This window comes from Mangrovibacter phragmitis (assembly GCF_001655675.1).
Taxonomy (GTDB): Bacteria; Pseudomonadota; Gammaproteobacteria; order Enterobacterales; family Enterobacteriaceae; genus Mangrovibacter; species Mangrovibacter phragmitis.
The window spans coordinates 125,291-148,657 of the sequence record NZ_LYRP01000047.1; the positions used below are offsets into that span (position 1 = coordinate 125,291).

General features: G+C 51.8%; 19 protein-coding genes. 11 read left to right on the forward strand and 8 right to left on the reverse strand.

The genetic code is table 11. The annotated features are described in order from the left end of the window. Window positions 1-11: 11 nt before the first annotated feature. The 6 genes from A9B99_RS19530 to A9B99_RS19555 form a co-directional block, all read right to left on the reverse strand. The gene (locus A9B99_RS19530; protein ID WP_064600483.1) at window positions 12-1,028 is read right to left on the reverse strand and encodes an ABC transporter ATP-binding protein; all 1,017 of its coding nucleotides are present in this window, start codon (window positions 1,026-1,028) and stop codon (window positions 12-14) included. Beyond that, window positions 1,018-2,061, reverse strand: a complete 1,044-nt coding sequence (locus tag A9B99_RS19535) for an ABC transporter ATP-binding protein (RefSeq protein WP_064600484.1) — start codon at window positions 2,059-2,061, stop codon at window positions 1,018-1,020. Before A9B99_RS19535 ends, A9B99_RS19530 begins: the two co-directional genes overlap by 11 nt. A gap of 3 nt (window positions 2,062-2,064) precedes the next feature. Further along, window positions 2,065-2,958, reverse strand: a complete 894-nt coding sequence (locus A9B99_RS19540; protein ID WP_064600486.1) for an ABC transporter permease — start codon at window positions 2,956-2,958, stop codon at window positions 2,065-2,067. 2 nt (window positions 2,959-2,960) lie between these two features. Beyond that, a complete protein-coding gene (locus A9B99_RS19545; protein ID WP_064600488.1) occupies window positions 2,961-3,914 on the reverse strand; it encodes an ABC transporter permease in 954 nt (317 codons plus the stop codon). 21 nt (window positions 3,915-3,935) lie between these two features. Continuing rightward, complete coding sequence (locus A9B99_RS19550; protein ID WP_064600490.1) at window positions 3,936-5,597, reverse strand: ABC transporter substrate-binding protein; 1,662 nt, start codon at window positions 5,595-5,597, stop codon at window positions 3,936-3,938. 350 nt (window positions 5,598-5,947) lie between these two features. Continuing rightward, window positions 5,948-7,489: a methyl-accepting chemotaxis protein gene (locus A9B99_RS19555; RefSeq protein ID WP_064600492.1), complete on the reverse strand. Its 1,542-nt coding sequence runs from the start codon at window positions 7,487-7,489 to the stop codon at window positions 5,948-5,950. A gap of 341 nt (window positions 7,490-7,830) precedes the next feature. On the opposite strand from A9B99_RS19555, the gene A9B99_RS19560 reads away from it, so the two are divergent. The 5 genes from A9B99_RS19560 to A9B99_RS19580 all read left to right on the forward strand — a co-directional run bounded on the left by A9B99_RS19560 (window position 7,831) and on the right by A9B99_RS19580 (window position 12,917). Next, on the forward strand, window positions 7,831-9,408 hold the full coding sequence (locus A9B99_RS19560; protein WP_064600734.1) for an ABC transporter substrate-binding protein: 1,578 nt from the start codon (window positions 7,831-7,833) through the stop codon (window positions 9,406-9,408). 133 nt (window positions 9,409-9,541) lie between these two features. After that, a complete protein-coding gene (locus A9B99_RS19565; RefSeq protein ID WP_064600737.1) occupies window positions 9,542-10,546 on the forward strand; it encodes an ABC transporter permease in 1,005 nt (334 codons plus the stop codon). Next, entirely contained in the window at window positions 10,546-11,379 is an 834-nt protein-coding gene (locus tag A9B99_RS19570; RefSeq protein WP_064600494.1) for an ABC transporter permease, read from the forward strand. Before A9B99_RS19565 ends, A9B99_RS19570 begins: the two co-directional genes overlap by 1 nt. Beyond that, complete coding sequence (locus A9B99_RS19575) at window positions 11,372-12,208, forward strand: ABC transporter ATP-binding protein (protein ID WP_064600496.1); 837 nt, start codon at window positions 11,372-11,374, stop codon at window positions 12,206-12,208. The genes A9B99_RS19570 and A9B99_RS19575 overlap by 8 nt, the downstream gene beginning before the upstream one ends. Beyond that, the gene (locus A9B99_RS19580) at window positions 12,195-12,917 is read left to right on the forward strand and encodes an ABC transporter ATP-binding protein (RefSeq protein WP_064600498.1); all 723 of its coding nucleotides are present in this window, start codon (window positions 12,195-12,197) and stop codon (window positions 12,915-12,917) included. The genes A9B99_RS19575 and A9B99_RS19580 overlap by 14 nt, the downstream gene beginning before the upstream one ends. Here A9B99_RS19580 and A9B99_RS19585 read toward each other — a convergent pair. Beyond that, window positions 12,838-13,806 carry a diguanylate cyclase gene (locus tag A9B99_RS19585; protein WP_064600500.1) on the reverse strand — a complete coding sequence of 323 codons (969 nt, stop codon included), beginning with the start codon at window positions 13,804-13,806 and terminating at the stop codon, window positions 12,838-12,840. The two genes, A9B99_RS19580 and A9B99_RS19585, sit on opposite strands and share 80 nt — an antisense overlap. A 463-nt stretch (window positions 13,807-14,269) precedes the next feature. Here A9B99_RS19585 and ygjG point away from each other — a divergent pair, with 463 nt between their 5' ends. Together ygjG and A9B99_RS19595 are read left to right on the forward strand one after the other, a co-directional pair. Next, window positions 14,270-15,661: a putrescine aminotransferase gene (ygjG, locus tag A9B99_RS19590; RefSeq protein WP_064600502.1), complete on the forward strand. Its 1,392-nt coding sequence runs from the start codon at window positions 14,270-14,272 to the stop codon at window positions 15,659-15,661. Between the two features lie 151 nt (window positions 15,662-15,812). After that, window positions 15,813-17,834, forward strand: a complete 2,022-nt coding sequence (locus tag A9B99_RS19595; RefSeq protein ID WP_064600504.1) for an NADPH-dependent 2,4-dienoyl-CoA reductase — start codon at window positions 15,813-15,815, stop codon at window positions 17,832-17,834. Here A9B99_RS19595 and rlmG read toward each other — a convergent pair whose 3' ends face one another. Next, a complete protein-coding gene (rlmG, locus tag A9B99_RS19600) occupies window positions 17,835-18,968 on the reverse strand; it encodes a 23S rRNA (guanine(1835)-N(2))-methyltransferase RlmG (RefSeq protein ID WP_064600506.1) in 1,134 nt (377 codons plus the stop codon). Window positions 18,969-19,053: 85 nt separating this feature from the next. Here rlmG and A9B99_RS19605 point away from each other — a divergent pair, with 85 nt between their 5' ends. From A9B99_RS19605 to sstT, 4 genes are all read left to right on the forward strand, one after another. After that, window positions 19,054-19,557 carry a M48 metallopeptidase family protein gene (locus A9B99_RS19605; RefSeq protein ID WP_064600508.1) on the forward strand — a complete coding sequence of 168 codons (504 nt, stop codon included), beginning with the start codon at window positions 19,054-19,056 and terminating at the stop codon, window positions 19,555-19,557. A 67-nt stretch (window positions 19,558-19,624) separates the two neighbouring features. Next, complete coding sequence (locus A9B99_RS19610) at window positions 19,625-20,623, forward strand: Gfo/Idh/MocA family protein (RefSeq protein ID WP_064600510.1); 999 nt, start codon at window positions 19,625-19,627, stop codon at window positions 20,621-20,623. Window positions 20,624-20,891: 268 nt separating this feature from the next. Beyond that, entirely contained in the window at window positions 20,892-21,860 is a 969-nt protein-coding gene (locus tag A9B99_RS19615) for a TerC family protein (RefSeq protein ID WP_064600512.1), read from the forward strand. 256 nt (window positions 21,861-22,116) lie between these two features. Beyond that, complete coding sequence (gene sstT, locus A9B99_RS19620; RefSeq protein ID WP_064600514.1) at window positions 22,117-23,364, forward strand: serine/threonine transporter SstT; 1,248 nt, start codon at window positions 22,117-22,119, stop codon at window positions 23,362-23,364. Window positions 23,365-23,367: the final 3 nt, after the last annotated feature.

Consider the following 23,367-nt stretch of genomic DNA (forward strand, 5'->3'; position numbering starts at 1 on the left):
GTTCGTCAGGTTCAGGCCAACTGGGTTGCTGCTTCTGTTACGGCCTCTTGCTCCAGTGAGCGCCAGCGGTGGCAACTGACCCGATGGCGTTGCGCGACATATTCAGTTTCCGGCACCGTTTGCGAACAGGTGGCACTGGCATGAGGACAACGGCTGGCGAATGCGCACCCTTCAGGTAAATGCGCTAAATCAGGTGGAGCGCCAGGGATGCAATACAATGCATCGCCTTTTTTCAGGCCAGCGCGTGGGCGGCTGCCAAGCAACACCTGGGTATACGGGTGTCGGGGATGTGCGAGGATTTCCGCCAGCGATGCTTCCTCAACAATGTGCCCGGCATACATCACGGCAACACGGTCAGCAATTTCTACTGCCGCGCCCATGTCATGGGTGACAAAAATAATCGACAGCCCTTTCGCCTTTTGCAGCTCGCGCAACAAAATCAGGATCTGAATCTGTACCGTGGCATCCAGTGCCGTAGTTGGTTCATCTGCCAGTAACAGGTCTGGGTTACAGGACAGAGCCAGTGCAATCATGGCGCGCTGGCGCATACCGCCAGACATCTCATGGGGCCAGGCATCAAGGCGGCTTTCCGGGCTGGGGATCTTCACCTGCTGCAAAGCAGACAGCGCCCTTTTCCTGGCCTCTGCGCGTGACAACCCTTCGTGGCGGCGCAGCCCCTCAATAATTTGCTGCCCCACGGTATACACCGGGTCGAAGGCCAACAGAGGCTCCTGGAAAATCATCGCGGTTTGGGCACCACGAAACTGGCGCAGTGCCGCCGAAGACATAGCCAAAACATCTTCCCCCCCAACATGAATCTTGCCGGTTATGCGTGTGCTGTCTGGTGGATGCAGGCGCATCAGTGCGCGTAAGGTAACGCTTTTTCCCGAGCCAGACTCACCAATCAGCGCCATCACCTCGCCCTTTTGCACATCAAAAGAGACACCATTTACGGCCTGAATGATCTGCCCGCCGCGGGTAAAGGTGACATGTAAGTCATTCACTTCAACAAAAGCATCATGCGGCACTGTACACCTCCCGAACCGGAGTTTCGACGTACCAGGGTGAACCAGGCTGAGCCATCAGGCAGGCGGCCTGATGCCCTTCACTCACTGCACTCAACTGAGGTTTCACTTGTTGGCAAACCGGTTTCGCCTGCGGGCAACGGGTATGAAACCGGCAACCCGTCGGCGGTGAAATGGGGCTGGGGGGATCCCCCGACAAAGGTGAAGCCAGGGTTCTGTGATTTGGGTCCATCGATGGCATAGAGCTCAGCAGCGCCTGGGTATAAGGGTGCGCCGCACCGGTAAACAGAGCTTCAGCAGGCCCCACTTCCACCACCTCGCCCAGGTACATCACCAGAATACGGTCAGATAGCCAGCGAACAACATGTAAGTCATGGCTGATAAACACATAGGTCAAATCCAGGGTGCGTTTTAAATCCTGCAATAGTGTCAGCACCTGAGCTTCCACTGATTTATCCAGCGCGGACACAGCTTCATCCAGAATCACCATGCGGGGTTTCATGGCAAGAGCACGGGCAATGTTCACACGCTGGCGCTGGCCACCAGATAACTCATGGGGATAACGCCCGGCAAAGCGAGCCGGATCCAGCCCAACATGCGCCAGCAAATAGTGGGCGTACTCACGAGCTTCACGAGCAGAAACACCATGTACCCGCTGCCCAAACGCAATGCTCTCTTCCATAGTCATACGGGGGTTGAGCGAAGCGTAACTGTCCTGAAACACCATCTGTACCTGGCGGCGGTAAGCTTTCATGGACAGCGCAGCAGAGCCAACACTCTGCCCGTCAAATACCAGTTCGCCTTTATCCTGGGTGAGTAACTGCATTAATAACCGTGCCGTGGTGGATTTGCCGCAACCGGACTCCCCCACCACACCCAGAGTTTCCCCTTTTTTTACTTCAAAATTAACGTTATCTACAGCCTGAACCTGTACCCGCCCTTGTGCGCTACGCACCGGGAAATACTTCACCAGCCCGGAAACACGTAACAAAGGCTGCGCAGGCCCGCCAATATCCTGATTATGAAAAGGTTGCATCCGTTACTCCTTAATGGCCATGGCTGCGCGCAGGCGATCAGCAAGAATATTGAAGGAGATAGACGTGATGAAAATCATCATGCCTGGTAAAGCCGCCACCCAGGGTTGGGTATAAATAGCCGTGCGCAACGTGTTGAGCATCAGCCCCCATTCGGGTTCAGGTGGCCGTACTCCAAGCCCCAGAAAAGAGAGGCCGGAAGCCAGAATCATGCAGACAGAAATTAACCCGGTAGAGAACACAAATACCGGCCCGAGAACATTGCCCAGCACCTGAACGCGAATAATGGTAAAGGCACTCGCTCCCGTGGCTCTGGCCGCATCGATATAATCCATATTGCGCACTTGAGCGGTAACACTTTCAGCGATACGGGCAACCTGGGGCACAAACACCAGAGTCAGGGATAACAACGCATTCCCGATCCCGGCCCCCAACGCGCCAGATAACGCAATGGCCAGCAGAACAGAAGGAAAGGCATAAAACACATCCACAGTGCGCATAATCGCACTGTTTACCCAGCCTCCGGCGTACCCGGCCACGATACCTATCGTCCCGCCGATAAAAAACGCCAGGATTACCGGCATAATCCCCATAAATAGCGATAAACGCGTGCCCAGAATCAACCGCGACAGCATGTCGCGCCCCAGTTCATCAGAACCCAGGGGGAAACCATCAGTCCCAATGGGTTTGAGGCGCAAAAACATGGATGTCTGGTAGGGGTCTTTGGTTATCAGCCAGGGGCCAGCCACGGCTAAAAACAGCAGAGCGATAATGATGGCAGCGACAAACATGCCGCCGGGGTCTTTTGCCAGCCTCAGTGCGACGCCAGACCAGTAGCTATCTGAAGCCGGAACAACAGGCAATGTATCAGGTGCTTTTGGTGTCACAGAATCAACCATCCTCAGCTCCTTTTAATTCGCGGATCAAGCGCAGACTGGAGCATGTCTACCAGCAAATTCAGCAGCACAAAAAACAGTGCCAGAACCCAGATAGTTCCCTGTAACAGCGGCAAGTCTCGCTGGAAAATTGCCGTGTTGAGCAACATCCCCGTACCCGGCCAGGAAAATACCGTCTCAACCAGGATTGAACCGCCCATCAGGTAACCCACCTGCAGCCCCATCACCGCCAGGGCGGTTGGCGCGGCATTTTTCACCACATGGCCAAAAATACTCGCTTCACTCAGCCCTCTGGCCCGTAACCCGGTAATAAATTCCTGGCTCAATAAGTCTGCGACCTGAGAACGCACGGTACGGGCAATAATACCTGTGGGAATGACAGATAACGTAATGGCCGGGAGCAACATAAATTGCATATGCTCCCAGTTCCACGCCCAGCCCACTTCGCCTATCGGCCCGCCGCCTGTAGCAGGTAGCACCGACAGTTTTACGCTGAAAATAATGACCAGCAGCATACCCAGCCAGTAGTGCGGCACACTCACGCCAAACACCGATAACACCGATGCCAGGCGGTCCACCAGGCTGTTGCGGTAATAACCGGCAACAAACCCGAACAGGCTTCCCAGCAAAAAACCCACCAGTGTTGCCAGCACAGCCAGGCGCAGCGAATAGGTCACCGCCGTCATTACCTCGCTGAATACCGGCCGCCCGGTGGCGACCGACATACCCAAATCGCCATGCAATGCCCGCCACAGCCAGTGGACAAACTGAACCGGTAGCGGTTTATCGAAGCCATAAGCCTGCATCAGACTGCGGCGTAGTGCTTCTGAAGCATCTGGCGGCATAACGGAAACCAGCGGGTCGCCGGGGGCTATCTGTACCAACAGGAAACAGATAATCGCTACCCCCAGCATGGTGGGAACCGCCAGCAATACTCGGTAAAAGACAGACCGAAACATGCTTCCCTCCTGAGTTCTCAGTTACTCTTTTTTGCTCACCAGCGCGAGATCGATAAACCAGCTTTGCGGCTGTACCACCCCAGTGACAGCAGGTGAAATTGCCCGGGGACCAACATCATGGGCAACAAACAGGAACGGAACCTGGTCCACCAGCTCGGTGTGCAATGCAGCAGCGGCTTTGTTCATCTCATCCGTGCTGAAGGCATTTTTCACCGCCGTTGCCAGTTTTTCAGTTTCAGGTGTGGCGAAATAACCCCAGTTAGTGGCAACCGGTGGGAAGGCTTTCGCCGTTGAGAAACGGATCATGCCAAAGTAGGGATCGAGCGCGGCGGCACTGACGTTGATCGCATCAATACCTTTGGCTGCCGGATCTTTTGCCCCCAAACGCCAGTTGGTAAACAAGGTATTCCATTCCTGGACCTTGATATCCACGTTGAAATAGCAACTTTTCAGGCTTTGTTGGATGTATTCGTTCATGGGTAACGGCTGCATCTGCCCGGAGCCGGATGCCGAGGTCGCCACAGTCACATGCAGTGGTTTGCTGGCGCTGTAACCGGCTTCTTCCATCAACTTACGTGCGGTATCGGGATCATATTTAATTTTGAAGGTGGGGTTGCCATGCCAGGGGTTACCGGGTTCATACACGCCGGTGGCCGCCTCCATGTAGCCGCCAAGGTAATTTTTCAGCTCTGCACGGTTGATACACAGGTTAGCCGCCTTACGCACCCGGATATCCAGCCAGGGCGACCCTTTCAGGAATGAGAACTGCCAGGGCCAGACATGAGGCTGAATATTGGCGTAGATCTTGTAGCCCTGGGCTTTTATTTGATCGAGCGCGTCCGGCGCTGGCGCTTCTATCCAGTCCACTTGTTTTGAGAGCAATGCAGCAGTGCGCGCATTAGCTTCCGGCAGTGGGATCAGCACCACTTTGTCCACTTTCGGAATACGTGCTTTATTCCAGTAATTAGGGTTCTTTTTCAGGATCAACTGCTGGCGGGGAACTAACTTTTCCAGTTCAAACGGGCCGCTTCCTACAGCATGTGCTGCGAACTCCGTCCACGCCGTTTTGCTGCGTGTGGCGTCATCGCCATCTGAAGCCGGGATAGCCGCAAAAATTTTCTGCCAGGCCGTGGGCGAAACAATAAACAGATTCGTGAGGTTATAAGGCAGGAGCGCATCCGGTTCTGATGTGGTCAGGGCAACGGTGTAATCATCAATTTTCGTGGCTCCGCGCAGTGTTGGCATACGCGATAAGGTATTGCCAATCTGCCCTGGTGCGTATTGTACAGCGGTTTTATCCAGAACTTTGTTAACGTTCCAGACAATGGCATCGGCATTGACTGGCGTACCATCATGGAAGGTGGCATCGTGGCGCAAAGTGAAGATCCAGCGCGTGTGATCATCCGGGTCAACATGCCATTCGGTGGCAAGCCCTGGCACCAAACCACTGGGTTTTTCGCCTTGTGAAAGATCCCACTCAACCAGTGAATCGTACAAAGGGATCCCGGTGAAACGGTTACCTTCATAGCCCTGATCTGGCTGGCCCAGAGTCAGGGGAATATCCGCTGCAGTCATAGCAATACGCAGCGTTGACGCATTTACCAGTGAACTACTCAAAAGCGCCAGAGAACCCAGCGCCAGTGCGAACTTACTTTTACGGCCCGGAAAAGATAATTTCAGCATGTTGATGTCCCTGTTAAATAAATGACAGGAAACATCGAGCAAAATATGTACCAAATGGTGAAAAATCGGGAAATAACTCATAAAACAATGAAACAATATCATTATCTTATGCTTACAAATCGTTAACGACCGCAACAAATAACCGAAACTTATAGCAAGGTTGCGCAAACGCACTATCACAGTGAGTGCGTTGCACCAACAGCCTGTATTACGCTAAATAACATCATGTTATTGATAGAAAACGCACAGTTTGAATAAGCCACCATGTAGCCATTCACCAGGTACACTGGCGGTTAAGCAGCCAGGTTGCGCAGAACCTGGCCCTCCGTCAATCTCAGCCAGAGTAGTGATTACCCCGCCTGAGAAAGCACGCCAACTGCATCCTGAAGACGTTCCGCCCGGTATTTCACCATGTCGGCAATTTGTGCATTGCTTTCCACCAGTTGCGCGTTACTGGAAGTGATCCCATCCAGCGCCGCCACCACTTCGGTCAACCCGGATAGCCCGGAAGCCTGTTCACGGGTCGCCTTGCTGATGCGGGTAATCAGTTGTGTGACATTTTGTACCCGGTCCACAATGTCCTGAATGGTTTGCCCTGCCTGGTGAACCTGTACAGAGCCCGATTCAACTTTCCTGGCACTTTCTTCAATTAACTGGCGAATTTCATTAGCTGCAGACGCGCTGCGTTGTGCCAGATGGCGCACTTCCTGCGCCACAACTGCAAATCCTTTTCCCTGCTCCCCCGCCCGCGCAGCTTCGACGGCGGCATTCAGTGCCAGAATATTGGTCTGGAAAGCGATGTCATTAATTAATGAGGTGATGGTACCGATTTGCTGAGTACTGCTGGCAATATCATCCATAGTGGTGACTACCGTTTTCATTGCCTGCCCACCGCTTTGTGCCACCTGGCTGGCATCGGAAGAGAGTTGGTTAGCTTGTTCAGCGGTTTGCGAATTGGACTGCACAGTCTCGGCCATCTGATTCATTGTTGTGACCGTAGCCTGGACATTATCTACCGACTGCTGCGTACGATGGTTCAGGTCTTCGTTGCTCTTTGCAAGCTCTTCACTCCCCTGACGCACGGTGTTGATTTGTTGGGTGACATCATTCATCAACCAGCGGCACATCAGCCCTAGTTGACCAATGGCCCGTAAGGTACGGCCAATTTCATCTGCACGGTGTATATGACGTATTGACTGACGCTCACCGGTGGCAACCTCCAGTGCCTGGGTTGCCACATCCTCTACAGGCCGGGCTACCTGCCAGACCATCATGCCCATCCCAACCAGCATAACCAGCGCCGCCGTCGCTAATTCGCCCAGCAACATCATGCCCCGCTCACCTTGTACGACGGCCAGCACTGCGAATAAGGCCCACAACAAAGCAAACACACCGCCTATGCGCTGACGGAGTGAAAGGCGGGGCAATATTCCCGACAAACCTTTACCCAGCACCAGGCCTTTGAAAATCCGCTTTGTACTGCGCCCTTCATTAAGCGCGCTATACAGCGATTCTGCACCGGCGATTTCATCGCGATTCGCCGCCACTCTTATCGACATATAGCCAGTCACTTTGCCCTCTCTTTTCATTGGGCAGACATTGGCGCGAACCCAATAATGGTCGCCATCTTTACACCGGTTTTTCACAATTCCAGTCCAGGGTTCGCCACTGCGCAACGTGGCCCACATATCGGCAAATGCGGCTTTTGGCATATCCGGGTGGCGCAAAATATTATGTGGGCTGCCAGTGAGTTCATCCAGACTGTAACCACTGATATGGACAAAATCATCATTAGCATGAGTGATATAGCTGGCGAGGTCTGTGGTCGACATCAGTGTTGCTGAGCTTTCCAGTTTTTTTTCTGTTTGGGTAACAGGAGGGCGAGAAGTCATGTACAGCTCCGAAAAAACAGTTGCCTGTTTGTTAAAAACATTCCAGTGAATTGTTATTTCGGCGCTAAAAAATTTATCTTTAGGTTTATTGTGTGATCACAATCGCATTTATCCACTAATAAGATCAGGTTATTCGCACAGACATGTCTGCCACGTATATAACCCGCCAGATATTTTATGAAAGCAATAATTTCATAAAGTTACTATATAGCCATGATGACATTTGACTATATGGATATTACTTATTTTCATAGGTTACCTGCGCAATATGGCTTTATCTCCGGGACTAAAAGCCCTAACGTTATGTGAACAATAATGTCGAAACGTTAATTGGGATGATTATGCGCAAGAAATACCTTCCTGCTGTATTACTGACAGCGCTCTCTGCCAGTATTTTTTCTGCTCAGGCTGCCACACCACCCAATACCCTGGTTGTTGCCCAGGGGCTTGATGACCTGGTTAGCCTTGACCCGGCTGAAGCCAACGAATTGTCGAGCATTCAAACCATTCCCTCTTTATACCAACGCCTGGTACAGGCTGACCGGGATAACCCGGAAAAAGTTATTCCAGTACTGGCTGAAAGCTGGACAACTGATGCAGCCAGCAAAACACTGACGATAACACTGCGTAACGGCGCAGTATTTGCTTCCGGAAACCCGGTGCGCCCTGAAGATGTTATTTGGTCATATACCCGGGCCATTAATCTGAATAAATCCCCCGCATTTATACTTAATGTTCTGGGCTGGTCACCGAAGAATATCGCCAAACAATTCAAGAAGGTTGACGACCACCGATTACAGATTCACTGGACTGCCGATGTCAGCCCGGCGGTTGCCTTAAATATTCTGTCCACGCCAATCGCTTCTATTGTGGATGAGAAACAAGTGGCCTCTCATGCCAAAAACAATGATTTCGGTAATGCATGGCTGAAAATGCATTCGGCGGGAAGTGGCCCCTACAGCATGCGGGTTTACCAGCCCCACCAGGCAATAGTGCTGGATGCCAATGCTTCCTCGCCTGGCGATAAAGCCAGGATGGCTCACATAATTATCAAGAATGTGCCCGACCCGGCCGCGCGTCGCCTGTTAATCCAGCAGGGGGATGCCGATATAGCCCGTGACCTGGGCGCAGACCAGACCAGTGCGCTGCAAGGCAAACCTGGCGTAAAAGTGCTGAGCATTCCTTCTGCTGAACAGAACTACCTGGTGTTTAACACCGGTAATAGTGCTAATCCGCTCCTGAAGAACCCGGCATTCTGGGAGGCTGCTCGCTGGCTGGTTGATTATAAAGGCATTACGCAGGATCTGCTGAAAGGCCAGTATTTTATTCACCAGAGCTTTCTGCCTGTTGGCTTACCGGGTGCTATCGAAAGTAACCCTTTCCACTTTGATCCTGAAAAAGCCAAAGCGATTTTAAGCAAAGCAGGAATTAAAGACGCACACTTTACGCTGGATGTGGAAAACAAACCGCCATTCATCACTATTGCCCAGTCTATGCAGGCCAGTTTTGCACAGGGTGGCGTAAAAATAGATTTACTGCCTGCCGCAGGTAGCCAGGTGTATGCCCGGGTGCGGGCCAAACAACACCAGGCCGCCATTCGTCTGTGGATCCCGGATTATTTTGATGCGCACTCAAATGCCAGCGCATTTGCTTACAATGATGGTAAATCCAGCACTGTCGCAGGGTTGAATGGCTGGATGAACCCTGAAATGAATAAGCAAACACTGGCCGCCGTGGCTGAAGCCGACCCCGCTAAACGCCTGTCTATGTATCAACAGATGCAGGAGAAGTTACAGCACAACTCACCGTATGTATTTATTGACCAGGGGAAAACCCAGGTGGTGGTACGCGATAACGTGAAGGGCTACCAACAAGGGCTGAACGCCGATATGGTGTACTATGACCGCGTAACCAAATAATACCGGTCTCTTTAGCGGCGCAGGGCAATATTACACCCTGTGCCGGTTTATTCCCCTGGTTCTGTCTTACCCAAATAGAGTTTTTTTCATGTCAGCGACACCGTTCTCTCCTGGCGCGAAACGCCTGAGCCAGATGCTGGTCACCCTTGCACAAAGCGGGTTCACACTGGTCTTGACCTTACTGGGCCTGCTGGTTATTACTTTTTCACTTTCCGCCCTTTCCCCGGTGGACCCTGTGCTACAGATTGTGGGCGATCACGCCAGTGCTTCAACCTACCAGCAAGTGCGTCACCAGTTAGGTCTGGATCAACCTTTGGTCATGCAATTCTGGCACTATTTTGTGAATCTTCTTCACGGGGATCTGGGTACCGCCAGTGCCACCGGGCAGCCTGTTTTGCAGGATTTATTTTCGGCGTTTCCGGCTACGCTGGAACTGGCTACGCTGTCGCTGATTGTGGGCGCTGTGGTCGGTATCCTGTGCGGGGTATTGTGTGCCCGCTATGCGGGCTCCTTTTTTGACACTGTAATTCGCACTCTCACGTTATTAGGCAACTCCGTGCCCATTTTTTGGCTGGGGTTGCTGATGTTGTCACTGTTTTATGCCCGCCTCCAATGGAGCGCAGGCCCCGGCCGGTTAGATGATATTTACCAGTACAGCGTTGAGCCACGTACCGGCTTCGCGTTAATTGATACCTGGCTTTCAGGTGACCCGGAAGCCTTCCGCAATGCCCTGAGCCACCTGGTGTTGCCCGTCAGCCTGTTAGGGTATTACGCACTGGCAAGCATTACCCGCCTGACCCGTGCGGCCTGTTTAAGTGAGCTGGGAAAAGAATACATCACCCTTGCCAGAGCAAAGGGTGCCAGCGAAATGACTATTCTGTGGCGCCATGTACTCCCTAATATTCGCGGTACACTGCTGACCGTTCTTGCCCTGGTATGGACCAGCCAGCTTGAAGGAGCGGTTCTGACCGAAACTGTCTTTTCCTGGCCAGGTATTGGCCGTTACCTGACTACAGCCCTGTTTGCCGGAGATACCAAAGCCATTATGGGTGGCACGCTGGTTATCGGGATTTGCTTTGTCCTTATCAATAATCTGACTGACGTGCTGGTTCGCGTCACTGACCCGAGGACACACTGATGCCCGCCTCACTATTCTGGCGCCGTTTATTGCGCTCCCCTTCTGCGGTTGCCGGGCTGGTGGTTGTGGTGCTACTGGTGGCTATTGCTCTCCTTGCACCCTGGCTGGCACCGACAGACCCAAACTGGCAAAATGCCGCCGATCGCCTTGCCGCACCTGACTCACACCACTGGCTGGGTACCGACAGCTATGGGCGCGATATGCTTTCCCGCCTGCTGTATGGTGCCCGCCCGGCACTTGGTCTGGTGATGCTTGTCAGTATTATCACTCTGCCACTTGGCCTGATAGTCGGTATTGTTTCTGGCTACTATGGTGGCTGGCTGGAACGTGTACTGATGCGGATTACCGATATCGTTATGTCCATGCCACGCCTTATTCTGGCGTTTGCTTTTGTTGCCATGCTCGGGCCTGGCCTGGTCAATGGTGCACTGGCTCTGGCGCTCACCACCTGGCCGGCCTATGCCCGCCAGGCCCGCAGTGAAATACAACGCTTGCGTAACAGTGATTACCTTGCCGCCGCAGAGATGATGGGCGTGCGGGGAACACGCCTGCTGGCAGGCCATATTTTACCTTTGTGTCTGCCTTCCGCCATTGTGCGCCTGGCTCTGGATCTGGCCGGGATCATTCTGGCTGCTGCCGGGCTGGGATTTTTGGGGTTGGGTGCCCGCCCGCCTATGGCTGAATGGGGTGCCATGATAGCAGATGGTATGCAGGTGATTTTCGACCAATGGTGGATAGCCGCAGCCCCGGGGGCCATCATTCTTCTTGCCAGCCTGGCATTTAATTTACTGGGCGATGGCTTACGTGACGTTCTGGAGCCACAGCATGACTGACAAGTTTATCCATGTCGACGGGCTGAATATAGATTATCCGGGAGCTCGGGTGGTCAGTTCCCTGTCATTTTCTCTCGGCCAGGAGCGGCTGGCGCTGGTTGGAGAATCTGGCTCAGGGAAATCCATGACGGCAAGAGCGCTGATGGGGCTGGTGCGTAAACCAGGCCAGGTCAGCGCCCGGTCATTGCAAGTGCTCGGCCAGGATGCACTGACCCTCTCCCCACGCGCCTGGCAACGCCTGCGTGGTAACCAGGTCGCCATGGTATTGCAAGACCCACGTTACGCACTCAATCCGGTGCAAACGGTATTACAGCAAACGCAGGAAGCCCTGACTCTGCATCAAAAATTGCCACGTAAAACCCGCATGGAGCATATCAAAGCACTCATTGATGCGGTTGGTTTGCCTCAAACCGTGTTGTCTCGCTACCCGGCGGAATTGTCGGGCGGGATGGGGCAGCGCGTCATGATTGCCATTGCGCTGATGAACTCGCCGCGTGTGCTTATCGCGGATGAACCAACTTCTGCGCTGGATGCCCGCATGCGGGATCAGATCCTCACCCTGCTGGTTGAGCAATGTGAGCAACGAAAAATGGGAATGCTACTGATAAGCCACGATTTACCACTGGTTGCAGCACACTGCCACCGGGTGATGGTGATGTTTCAGGGTCACCTCACAGACACTATGCCTGCGGCCGAACTTCCCAATGCCACTCATCCTTACACCCGGACTCTCTGGACTTGCCGCCCCAGCGCTGAAAGCTGGGGGCATCCGCTTCCTACTCTGGATCGCAGCCAAATCTGGCAAGGAATTCCTCATGGCAATGATTAATGTTAACGAGCTTAAGGTTGTATTTCCGGTAAAAGGCGGAGTGAAAACCGCTGTGTCAGGTGCGACGTTTGCCATTGAAGAAGGTGAAACCTTTTCTTTGATTGGCGCTTCAGGCTGTGGCAAGTCGACAATTTTGCGTGTTCTGGCGGGTTTACAACGTGAATGGCAGGGTTCTGTTTCATTAATGGGGAATACGCTTGCGCCGGGGCAGGTATTTCGCGGTGATCTGCGACGTAATGTCCAAATGGTGTTCCAGGACCCGTATGCCTCGCTTCACCCAAACCATACGCTGTGGCGCACACTGTCTGAACCATTGATTATTCATGGCGAGCAAGTCAGCCGTAAACAAATTACGGCCATGCTGGAAGAGGTTGGCCTGCCTGCCAGTGCACTGGACCGTTACCCGCACCAGTTATCCGGTGGTCAACGCCAGCGTGTGGCAATTGCCAGAGCATTACTGTTGCGCCCGCGTGTTTTGTTGCTTGATGAGCCTACTTCAGCACTGGATATGTCGGTTCAGGCAGAAATTCTCAATTTGTTGAACCGGTTGAAAGCAGAACACGGTATGACTTACGTCCTGGTCAGCCATGACGCTGGCGTTATCGCCCATATGTCAGACCGCGCCGCTTTTATGGATGGTGGGAAAATTCAGCGTTTGTATTCACGCCAGGATCTGAGCCAGGGGATTCACCAGGAACCTGGTGGGTAAGCGTTATCAATTGCCCCGTTTCTGACATATAAATACAGCGGTTACGCCCGGTATTTTTCCCGTGGTACATCGCTTTATCTGCACGGCCGATGGCGTCGTGCAGTGATTCGCCTTCTTTAAGGCCGACGATGCCACCTGTCACTGTCACCGTCAGTAACTCTGCTCCCAGTTCAACAGGGTTACTTTCCATATGATGGCATAACCTTGCTGCACACTGGCAGGCTTCTTTACCCGATGATGCTTCAATAAGCATAATAAATTCTTCGCCACCAAAACGGTAAACAGGTTCATGCCGCCGCGCTCCACTGCAGAGAATATCTGCCACCCGGCGTAACACCTCATCACCGGCATTATGCCCCCAGCAGTCATTAATTGATTTAAACCTGTCGATATCCATTAATAAGACAAATATTCTTTTTCCGGCTCGCTGATTTCGGGCCTGCATTAATGCGAAGTTGCTGTAAAGTAAATGCCTCAATGGAAGGCCGGTAAGCGTGTCCATATGGTTACGGCTTTCAAACAAATATTCTTTATATTTATCGATACTATTGATAAACAATTGCTGGGCATGATGGTAATTAGTTAATATTATCGGGCTGACAGCTTTATTAATTATTGCCTGCGTTAAGTCTCGCGCTCTGTCATGCATAATCACATGAGCAGAATAAATATGTGATACCAGCTCAGCACCTGGCTGGCCTTCTTCCAGATTACAGTTGATCCACTGGCTGAACTGGCAACGCTGGTGAGCTAGCGGGTGCAAAATGGCCTCATCGGTTTTTCCACCTAACAAAGCCAGTTCGAGCAGTTTTCCCGCCCACTCATAATGGTTTTTTATCGCCTGATTTAACACAATTAAATCATTATCTATATTAAGAATCATCTGCATAGGGCTTTCCTTGAATTTACCGATGCCGGTCCTGGGCAAAAAACAGCGTAAAGATACACCAATTATTTCCTCTCTCGATGAGACTTTGTAATAAAATAACATTCATTACAAAAATTAATACTAACTGAAGCTTAATGACTCTCAGCCACAGATGTCCATCACACAATTTATTGATAATCATCAAATTACATACTTTACTCAGTTTTCGCACCAAAGCAGAGCAAAGCGCCCCATAACGGTGAAAAAAACACACCAGAAAAGCTTTTTACCACTTTTTATTTTATAGATACCGTTTGTAACACAGCATTAACACCAGGCAATACCATAGGCACAACGATTAAAATCCATCCTTTCTAAGTTTATCAGTTCAAAATCGTGATTTTCACGACTGCCGACGATATGGCGTAAACCCTGCAATACTTAATTCAGTATCGTGTGATACGCCGCACCAAAGGAGCACATTTTGAACAGGTTACCTTCCAGCGCGTCGGCACTCGCTTGCTCAGCGCACGCACTGAACATCATTGAAAAAACCACCCTCGATCACGAGGAAATGAAAGCACTTAACCGAGAGGTAAGAGAATACTTTAAAGAGCATGTAAACCCCGGTTTTCTGGAGTATCGCAAATCAGTTACAGCCGGCGGGGATTACGGGGCCGTAGAATGGCAGGCGGGAAGTTTGAATACGCTTGTCGACACCCAGGGACAGGAATTTATTGACTGTCTTGGTGGGTTCGGAATCTTTAATGTAGGGCACCGTAATCCAGTCGTTGTTTCCGCCGTTGAGCAACAGCTCGCAAAACAGCCACTGCACAGCCAGGAATTGCTTGACCCCCTGCGTGCCTTACTGGCAAAAACCCTTGCTGCACTGACCCCCGGAAAACTCAAATACAGCTTTTTCTCCAATAGTGGAACGGAATCCGTTGAAGCCGCACTGAAGCTGGCAAAAGCGTATCAGGGGAAACGAGGTAAATATACGTTTGTGGCAACCAGTGGCGCTTTCCATGGCAAGTCACTGGGTGCGTTGTCCGCCACAGCAAAATCCACTTTCCGTAAGCCCTTTATGCCATTAGTACCGGGTTTCCGCCATGTACCCTTTGGTGACATTGACGCCATGCGTACCTTACTGAGCGAATGCCAGAAAACCGGCGACGATGTTGCCGCCGTGATTCTGGAGCCTGTTCAAGGCGAAGGCGGCGTTATTCTGCCACCTGAAGGTTATTTGAGCGCAGTGCGTAAGCTGTGTGATGAATTCGGTGCCCTGATGATTCTGGATGAAGTGCAAACGGGTATGGGCCGGACAGGTAAAATGTTTGCCTGCGAGCACGAAAATGTGCAGCCTGATATTTTATGCCTTGCCAAAGCGCTTGGCGGTGGGGTGATGCCGATTGGGGCAACCGTTGCCACGGAAGAAGTGTTCTCTGTACTGTTTGAAAACCCCTTCCTGCATACCACTACTTTTGGTGGCAACCCGTTGGCCTGTGCCGCGGCGTTAGCAACCATTAATGTGCTGCTGGAAGAAAACCTGCCTCGTCAGTCTGCTGAAAAAGGTGCGCTATTACTGGAAGGCTTCCAGGCACTGGCAGCAGATTACCCGGAGCTCATCACTGAGGTCCGTGGTAAAGGGATGTTGATGGCCATTGAGTTTACCCATAACGATATTGGCTATAACTTCGCCAGTGAAATGTTCCGCCAGCACATTCTGGTCGCCGGTACGCTTAACAATGCGAAAACCATTCGTATTGAACCGCCACTGACGCTGGAATTGTCTCAGTGTGAACAAGTGCTCAAGGCCGCGAAAGTAGCGCTGGAGCACTTGTCGGAGTTACAAGAGCCAGAAGACGACGCAGCGTAATATGCCTCCGGGCACACACATGATGTGCCCGGACCTTCCTTTTTCTGCCAGTTATTTGAATCCCATCACAATCGTTTTACCTGATACTGTCCATCAGGCATTTGCCAGCTAAATTAATAACTCATCCGACCACATAACAAAAACGGAAAAAATGATGAGCTATCCATCGCTGCTATCCCCCCTTAATTTAGGTTTCACTACTCTGAAAAACCGGGTACTTATGGGGTCCATGCATACGGGGCTGGAAGAACACCCCAATGGCCCTGAGCGCCTGGCCGCTTTTTATGCTGAGCGGGCAAAGCACGGCGTAGCTCTGATTGTGACAGGCGGTGTTGCCCCCAGCCCTTCCGGAGTTGCGATGGCACAAGGTGCGATACTGGATACAGCGCAGCATCTTCGGGCACACCAGGTCATTACTGATGCGGTCCACCAGCAAGGCGGGAAAATTGCCTTACAAATCCTGCATACCGGGCGCTATAGTTACCAGCCACACCCGGTGGCCCCTTCTGCTATTCAGGCTCCCATTAACCGTTTCAAACCTCATGCGTTAACCCACGAAGAAATTCTGGTACTGATTGATGATTTTGCGCGCTGCGCCATGCTGGCACAAAAAGCGGGCTACGACGGCGTGGAAATCATGGGTTCTGAAGGGTATTTAATTAACGAGTTTCTCGCGGCACGCACTAATCAGCGTGATGATGAATGGGGAGGTGACTGGCGACGCCGCATGCGTTTTGCAACAGAAATCGTGTCTGCCGTTCGCAAGGCGGCGGGTGAGCAATTTATTATTATCTACCGTTTGTCGATGCTCGATCTGGTGGAAGGTGGCAGCACCTTTGCTGAAACCTGCATGCTTGCACGCGCCATTGAACAGGCAGGCGCAACGCTGATAAACACCGGCATTGGCTGGCATGAAGCACGTATTCCCACGATTGCCACATCGGTTCCTCGCGCAGCTTTCAGTTGGGTGACGCGCAAACTCAAAGGCGAAGTCGCCATTCCACTGATAACCACTAACCGTATCAACGATCCGGATGTTGCGGAAGCAATTATACGTGACGGTGATGCAGATATGGTTTCCATGGCTCGCCCATTCCTCGCCGATGCCGAGTTCATTTCAAAAGCTGAAAGCGGGCGTAGCGACGAAATCAATACTTGTATAGCCTGCAACCAGGCCTGTCTGGACCAAATCTTTATGGGAAAAATCACCTCCTGCCTGGTCAACCCACGGGCCTGCCATGAAACCGAGTTGCCCCTGCGCCCGGCAGCCGGAAAGCGCCGGTTGGCGGTAGTCGGTGCTGGCCCTGCAGGCCTGGCTTTTGCAGTCAATGCCGCCATGCGAGGCCACCACGTTACCTTGTTTGACCAGGCCAGTACGATTGGCGGGCAGTTCAATATTGCAAAAGAGATCCCCGGCAAAGAGGAGTTCAGGGAGACGTTACGTTACTACCAGCGCATGCTGGAACTGCACCATGTCGATGTACGCCTTGGTGAGCGGGTAGTGCCAGAGCAGTTAACCGAATGGCAAGAGGTTGTTCTGGCAACCGGTGTTGTACCGCGCACGCCAGACATCGAGGGCATTCATCACCCCAGTGTGCTGAGCTACCTTGAAGTACTGCGCGATAAGCACGCCGTTGGCAAGCGTGTGGCAATTATTGGTTGCGGCGGTATTGGCTTTGATACCGCCATGTACTTAAGCCAGAACGGCGCGTCCACCAGCCTTGATGTGGCACGTTTTTGCCAGGAGTGGGGCATCGATACCTCACTCCGGCATGCCGGTGGACTGATTCCTGGAGGGGTTCATACACCAGAGAACCCACGTGAAATCATTATGCTGCAACGCAAAAACAGCAAACCCGGTGAAGGTTTGGGGAAAACAACCGGCTGGATCCACAGGACCACCCTGCTCCAGCGCGGTGTAAAAATGCTGGCCGGTGTGCAATATCTGCGTATTAACGATGCTGGCCTGCACATCCGTTGTAGGGAAGAAGAGCAAATCCTGGCAGTGGATAATGTGATTATTTGTGCAGGCCAGGAGCCACTGCGGGCATTATCCCGGCCATTAGAGGAATTGGGTAAGCAAGTTCACCTGATTGGCGGCTGTGATGTGGCAACCGAGCTTGATGCCCGCAGAGCCATAGCGCAAGGCACCCGCCTCGCGCTGAGCCTGTGATCAGTATTGTTTGCGGGTTTTCACCGCCCGCAATACAACAAATTTTTTGTTGGTTGCCAGCGTTGTGCAATTACCAAAGACACGCTTGAGTTTGGCGTAATAATCCAGGTGGCGGTTGCCGACAATGCGCAATTCGCCGCCATATTTCAGGCAACGGCGGGCATCATTAAACATCTGCCAGGCAATGTTATCGGTAATAGCATTCTGTTGATGAAACGGTGGATTACACAGTACGGCATCGAACTGATTCGCTTCCAGCCCCGCCAGCGAGTTATTTACCAGGTAAACAGAGCGATTCACATCACCGGGCAGGTTTTCCTCGACATTCAGGCGGCTGGAGGCCACAGCCATTGCGGATTCATCAATAAATGTCACCTGAGCCTGTGGGTTTTTGCTCAACAAAGACAGGCCAATCACACCGTTACCACACCCTAAATCCACCAGGCTGCCCTCCTGGTTTTCAGGCAGGTACTGCATAAAGAAACGCGCGCCAATATCCAGTGAGCTACGAGAAAAAACATTGGCATGGTTATGCATGATCCAGCCCGTTTCCGGCACAGACCAGTGTTCAGTCTGGCTGGCGGGCTGGTATGCAGGCGCAGTAAAAGTGCAGTGGATCAGGCGGGCTTTTTTCCAGGCAAGAGACGTTGTGGTTGGCCCGAGAATACGCTCAAATAATGCGAGAGTAGAGTTATGGATTTCTTTTGCTTTACCGGCAGCAATAATCCGCGTTTGCGGTGTGGCAACCTGGCGAATTTGCTCCAGTTGATGTGCCAGTAACGCTAACTGTTTGGGCACCTTAATCAGCACCAGCGCTGGTTTTTCCGGCAGGCCAGTAAGGCTGTCCTGGAATGTTACCGCATTATCGTCAAGCTCGTTATTGTGCAGGTTACGTTCCGTGGCAATTTGCGCAAGTAAGGAATCACTGGCAAAAACCGGGTGATGCTCAACCAAAGCGCAGGTTAATGCACCGAAATTATCGTTGAGAATGACCAGTGGCCCGTCGATATCCCCGCTAACCTGTTGCAGTAAATATTCATCTGCCGCATCCCACGCCTGCAGCGGGTTGATGTCGTCAGTTACAGGGAAACGTTCCAGCGCGAATACGCGCCCGGCTAACTCTACCTGGCTCATTGGTTCTCCACAGTGCTAAAATCTGCGCGTTTTATCCCTTAATTTGGCCCCAGAGTAAACCTTTTTCCTGACCCGTGGAGAGAATATGACTACACGCCCGTTTTTACAGGGTTACCCGGCATCATTGCTGGCGCAGGTGGAAACGTTAATTGCACAGGGGAAGCTTGGAAAGCTTATTGAAAAACGCTACCCGGCCCGCCACGGAATTGTGACGGATAAAGCGCTGTGGTCTTATGTTCAGGAGATGAAAAGCCAGTATTTGCGCAGTGCTCCGCCCATTAATAAGGTATTGTGGGATAACAAGATTCATGTGGTCAAACACGCGCTGGGCCTGCACACCGCTATTTCCCGGGTTCAGGGAAATAAACTCAAGGCAAAAGCAGAGATTCGGGTAGCGACATTATTTCGTGAGGCCCCGGAAGCTTTCTTACGCATGATTGTCGTCCATGAACTGGCCCACCTAAAAGAGAAAGAGCACAACAAAGCCTTTTACCAGTTGTGCTGCCATATGGCTCCCGATTACCACCAGTTAGAGTTCGATACCCGTTTATGGCTGACGCACCTTTCGCTACAAAAAACGACTTCCTGACGCGTTTTACCCACAAAAAAACGTGCTACCCTGAAATGACAACCCCTACTGGAGACAGTGCCTGTCTATGATACGCTTCGCTGTAGTTGGAACTAACTGGATAACTCGCCAGTTTGTTGATGCGGCCCACGAAAGCGGTAAATATCAACTCGTTGCCGTTTACTCACGTACCCTTGAGCAGGCCGAAGCCTTTGCCCGCGATTACCCGGTATCCCATTTGTTTACCTCTCTGGAGCAGATGGCCTGCCACGCTGAAATCGACGCCGTCTATATCGCCAGCCCAAACGCCCTGCACTTTTCCCAGACCCAGTTGTTTCTCAGCCACAAAAAACATGTTATTTGCGAGAAACCACTGGCATCCAATTTTGATGAAGCGCAGGCAGCCATTGCCTGTGCCAGAGAAAACAGGGTTGTGCTGTTTGAAGCATTCAAAACGCCAGCACTGCCTAATTTTCAGGTATTGCAAAACGCACTACCTAAAGTGGGTAAGCTGCGTAAAGTGCTGCTCAATTATTGCCAGTATTCTTCCCGTTACCAGCGCTACCTGGATGGTGAAAATCCCAATACGTTTAACCCGGCATTTTCTAATGGATCCATTATGGATATTGGGTTCTACTGCCTGGGGTCGGCCATCGCGTTGTTCGGTGAGCCGTTTGAGGTAAAAGCGCAAGCCAGTTTGCTCGCCAGCGGCGTGGATGCCCATGGTTCGGTTATCATGAACTATGGTGATTTTGATGTGACGCTACTGCATTCTAAGGTGAGCGATTCATCACTCCCCAGTGAAATTCAGGGCGAATCAGGGTCATTGATCATAGAGAAATTGTCTGAATGCCAGGCGATTACTTTTTTGCCGCGTGGGGGTTCAGCGCAAACGCTCACCGTTCCCCAGCATATTAATACTATGCTGTATGAAGCTCTGGTGTTTGCCGACTATGTGGAACAGAACCTGGTTGAGCACCCTGACCTGGCCTGTAGCCTGGGTATTGCACGCTGGCAAACAGAAATTCGCCAGCAAACAGGTGTTGTGTTCCCGGCAGACGCTACCAGGGAACCACTTATTGCGTAAATTTAGGTAAATCACTGGTGCCGGCACCTTGTTTATCGCGGGCTGCTGACATATTTTGTTACGCGCAAAGGGGAGTAACTTCATTGCCGGCTGGTCGTCATTACGAAGCGCAAGCTTCCGGTCACCGGGCAATGTGGATGGGTTCCATAACATGGGTTCCAAAACGCATTGTAAGTGAGACCTTGCCGGAAGGCGAGGTGCACGCAATGTAGCGATACGGCTGGCGTCTTCCGACACTGGCCGTTTTTGTTTTGTAAGGAATATCTCCATGAATAGTGTTGGCACTCCCTTGCTGTGGGGCAGTTTTGCTGTTGTTGTTGCCATTATGCTGGCAATTGATCTGCTGTTGCAGGGCCGCCGTGGTGCCCATGCCATGTCAATGAAGCAAGCCGCCGTCTGGTCGGTTATCTGGGTTTCGCTTTCTCTGCTTTTCAACCTCGCCTTCTGGTGGTATCTCAGCGAAACACAGGGCCGTGCAATCGCCGACACCCAGGCACTGGCTTTTCTGACCGGTTACCTGATTGAAAAAGCACTGGCGGTGGATAACGTTTTTGTCTGGCTGATGCTGTTCAGTTATTTTGCTGTACCGGCAGCATTACAACGCAGGGTGCTTATTTATGGTGTTCTGGGGGCGATTGTCCTGAGAACTATCATGATTTTTACCGGCACCTGGCTTATTACACAGTTCTCCTGGGTGCTGTACCTGTTTGGCGCATTTCTGCTGTTCACCGGGATTAAAATGGCTGTTGCTAAAGAAGATGACAGTAGCCTGGAAAATAAACCGCTGGTGCGCTGGCTGAAAGGCCATTTACGTATGACTGATACTATTGAGAATGAACACTTTGTGGTACGTAAAAATGGTCTGCTGTTCGCCACCCCGTTGCTGCTGGTGCTGATTCTGGTAGAGCTCAGTGATGTGATTTTTGCTGTTGACAGTATCCCGGCCATTTTTGCTGTTACTACCGATCCATTTATTGTGCTCACCTCAAACTTGTTTGCCATTCTGGGGCTACGCGCCATGTATTTCCTGCTGGCAGGTGTTGCTGAACGCTTCTCTATGCTGAAGTACGGGCTGTCCGTCATTCTGGTATTCATCGGCGTGAAGATGCTTATCGTGGACTTCTTCCATATCCCGGTTGGCATTTCTCTGGGCGTAGTTGGCGCAATCCTGGCCCTGACATTGCTGTTCAATAGTTGGGTAAACTGGCGAAATGACAGACAAAACAAGATGAAATAATCATCTGGCTAAGGGGGCATTTGCCCCTTTATTATTTGGTAAAGTAGCAGGCTGAACATTTGCTGCAATTGTCACAAATTTGTTACAGCTTAGTTATTAATTCTGGATGAACTCAAAAGAATTAGAGCATATCGCTTCCACCGCGAGAGAATATCCTTATACTCACCAATGCAAACACATTGTTACATCCCGCTATAAATGTCACAAATAATACGGCAGCCGGGATGTTTCGCATCATCTCAGACAGGAAATATCAATGGCTACACACTCTTCTCCTGGCCTGTTCCAGCGTATTGCGCAGGGCAGTCTGGTTAAACAAATCCTCGTAGGTTTGATTCTGGGTATTCTGCTGGCGTGGGCATCAAAACCCGCGGCCCTGGCAGTCGGTCTGCTTGGCACATTATTTGTCGGTGCACTGAAAGCCGTTGCGCCAGTGCTGGTGCTGATGCTGGTCATGTCTTCTATTGCCAGCCATACCAAAGGGCGTAAAACCAATATTCGCCCTATTCTGGTGCTCTATTTACTGGGGACATTCAGCGCGGCATTGTGTGCGGTGGTGGTCAGTTTTGTGTTCCCTTCTACCCTGCATCTGACTGCAGCCGCTACTGACGTCACCCCGCCTTCTGGTATTGTTGAGGTATTGAAAGGCCTGCTGATGAGCATGGTGTCCAACCCCGTCGATGCTCTGCTGAAAGGCAACTACATTGGTATCCTGGTGTGGGCTGTGGGGTTAGGTTTCGCTCTGCGTCATGCAAACGAAGGAACCAAAAACCTGGTCACCGACTTCTCACATGCCGTCACGTTTATGGTGCGTGTTGTTATCCGTTTTGCGCCGCTGGGTATTTTTGGTCTGGTTTCTTCCACTCTGGCGGAAACAGGGTTCAGTACCTTGTTGGGCTACGGCCAGTTACTGGTTGCGCTAATTGGCTGTATGTTCCTGGTTGCGCTGGTAGTTAACCCGTTGCTGGTCTTTTTAAAAATTCGCCGCAACCCTTACCCTCTGGTATTTACCTGCCTGCGTGAAAGTGGTGTCACAGCGTTCTTTACCCGCAGTTCTGCGGCAAATATCCCGGTAAACATGGCACTGTGCGAGAAGCTGAACCTGGATAAAGACACCTACTCGGTATCTATCCCTCTGGGTGCAACTATCAATATGGCCGGTGCTGCGATTACTGTTACTGTGCTGACACTGGCGGCAGTCAATACTCTGGGTATTGCTGTCGATTTACCTACCGCTTTGCTGTTGAGTATTGTGGCATCGCTATGTGCCTGTGGCGCGTCTGGTGTCGCGGGTGGCTCTCTGTTGCTGATTCCGCTGGCTTGCGGGATGTTCGGTATTCAGAATGATGTCGCCATGCAGGTTGTCGCTGTTGGCTTCATTATTGGCGTACTGCAAGATTCCTGCGAAACGGCTCTGAACTCATCTACCGATGCGCTGTTCACCGCCGCAGCATGCCAGGCTGAAGATGCCCGGCTGGCCGACCGTAACCCATTACGCGGCTGATAT

Coding starts and splice junctions, on each gene's coding strand:
- A9B99_RS19580 (WP_064600498.1), top strand. CDS start 12,195: ATGGCAATGATTAATGTTAACGAGCTTAAGGTTGTATTTCCGGTAAAA.
- A9B99_RS19540 (WP_064600486.1), bottom strand. CDS start 2,958: ATGGTTGATTCTGTGACACCAAAAGCACCTGATACATTGCCTGTTGTT.
- A9B99_RS19615 (WP_064600512.1), top strand. CDS start 20,892: ATGAATAGTGTTGGCACTCCCTTGCTGTGGGGCAGTTTTGCTGTTGTT.
- A9B99_RS19565 (WP_064600737.1), top strand. CDS start 9,542: ATGCTGGTCACCCTTGCACAAAGCGGGTTCACACTGGTCTTGACCTTA.
- A9B99_RS19560 (WP_064600734.1), top strand. CDS start 7,831: ATGCGCAAGAAATACCTTCCTGCTGTATTACTGACAGCGCTCTCTGCC.
- A9B99_RS19545 (WP_064600488.1), bottom strand. CDS start 3,914: ATGTTTCGGTCTGTCTTTTACCGAGTATTGCTGGCGGTTCCCACCATG.
- rlmG (WP_064600506.1), bottom strand. CDS start 18,968: ATGAGCCAGGTAGAGTTAGCCGGGCGCGTATTCGCGCTGGAACGTTTC.
- A9B99_RS19575 (WP_064600496.1), top strand. CDS start 11,372: ATGACTGACAAGTTTATCCATGTCGACGGGCTGAATATAGATTATCCG.
- A9B99_RS19595 (WP_064600504.1), top strand. CDS start 15,813: ATGATGAGCTATCCATCGCTGCTATCCCCCCTTAATTTAGGTTTCACT.
- A9B99_RS19555 (WP_064600492.1), bottom strand. CDS start 7,489: ATGACTTCTCGCCCTCCTGTTACCCAAACAGAAAAAAAACTGGAAAGC.
- A9B99_RS19535 (WP_064600484.1), bottom strand. CDS start 2,061: ATGCAACCTTTTCATAATCAGGATATTGGCGGGCCTGCGCAGCCTTTG.
- A9B99_RS19570 (WP_064600494.1), top strand. CDS start 10,546: ATGCCCGCCTCACTATTCTGGCGCCGTTTATTGCGCTCCCCTTCTGCG.
- A9B99_RS19610 (WP_064600510.1), top strand. CDS start 19,625: ATGATACGCTTCGCTGTAGTTGGAACTAACTGGATAACTCGCCAGTTT.
- A9B99_RS19585 (WP_064600500.1), bottom strand. CDS start 13,806: ATGCAGATGATTCTTAATATAGATAATGATTTAATTGTGTTAAATCAG.
- sstT (WP_064600514.1), top strand. CDS start 22,117: ATGGCTACACACTCTTCTCCTGGCCTGTTCCAGCGTATTGCGCAGGGC.
- A9B99_RS19550 (WP_064600490.1), bottom strand. CDS start 5,597: ATGCTGAAATTATCTTTTCCGGGCCGTAAAAGTAAGTTCGCACTGGCG.
- A9B99_RS19605 (WP_064600508.1), top strand. CDS start 19,054: ATGACTACACGCCCGTTTTTACAGGGTTACCCGGCATCATTGCTGGCG.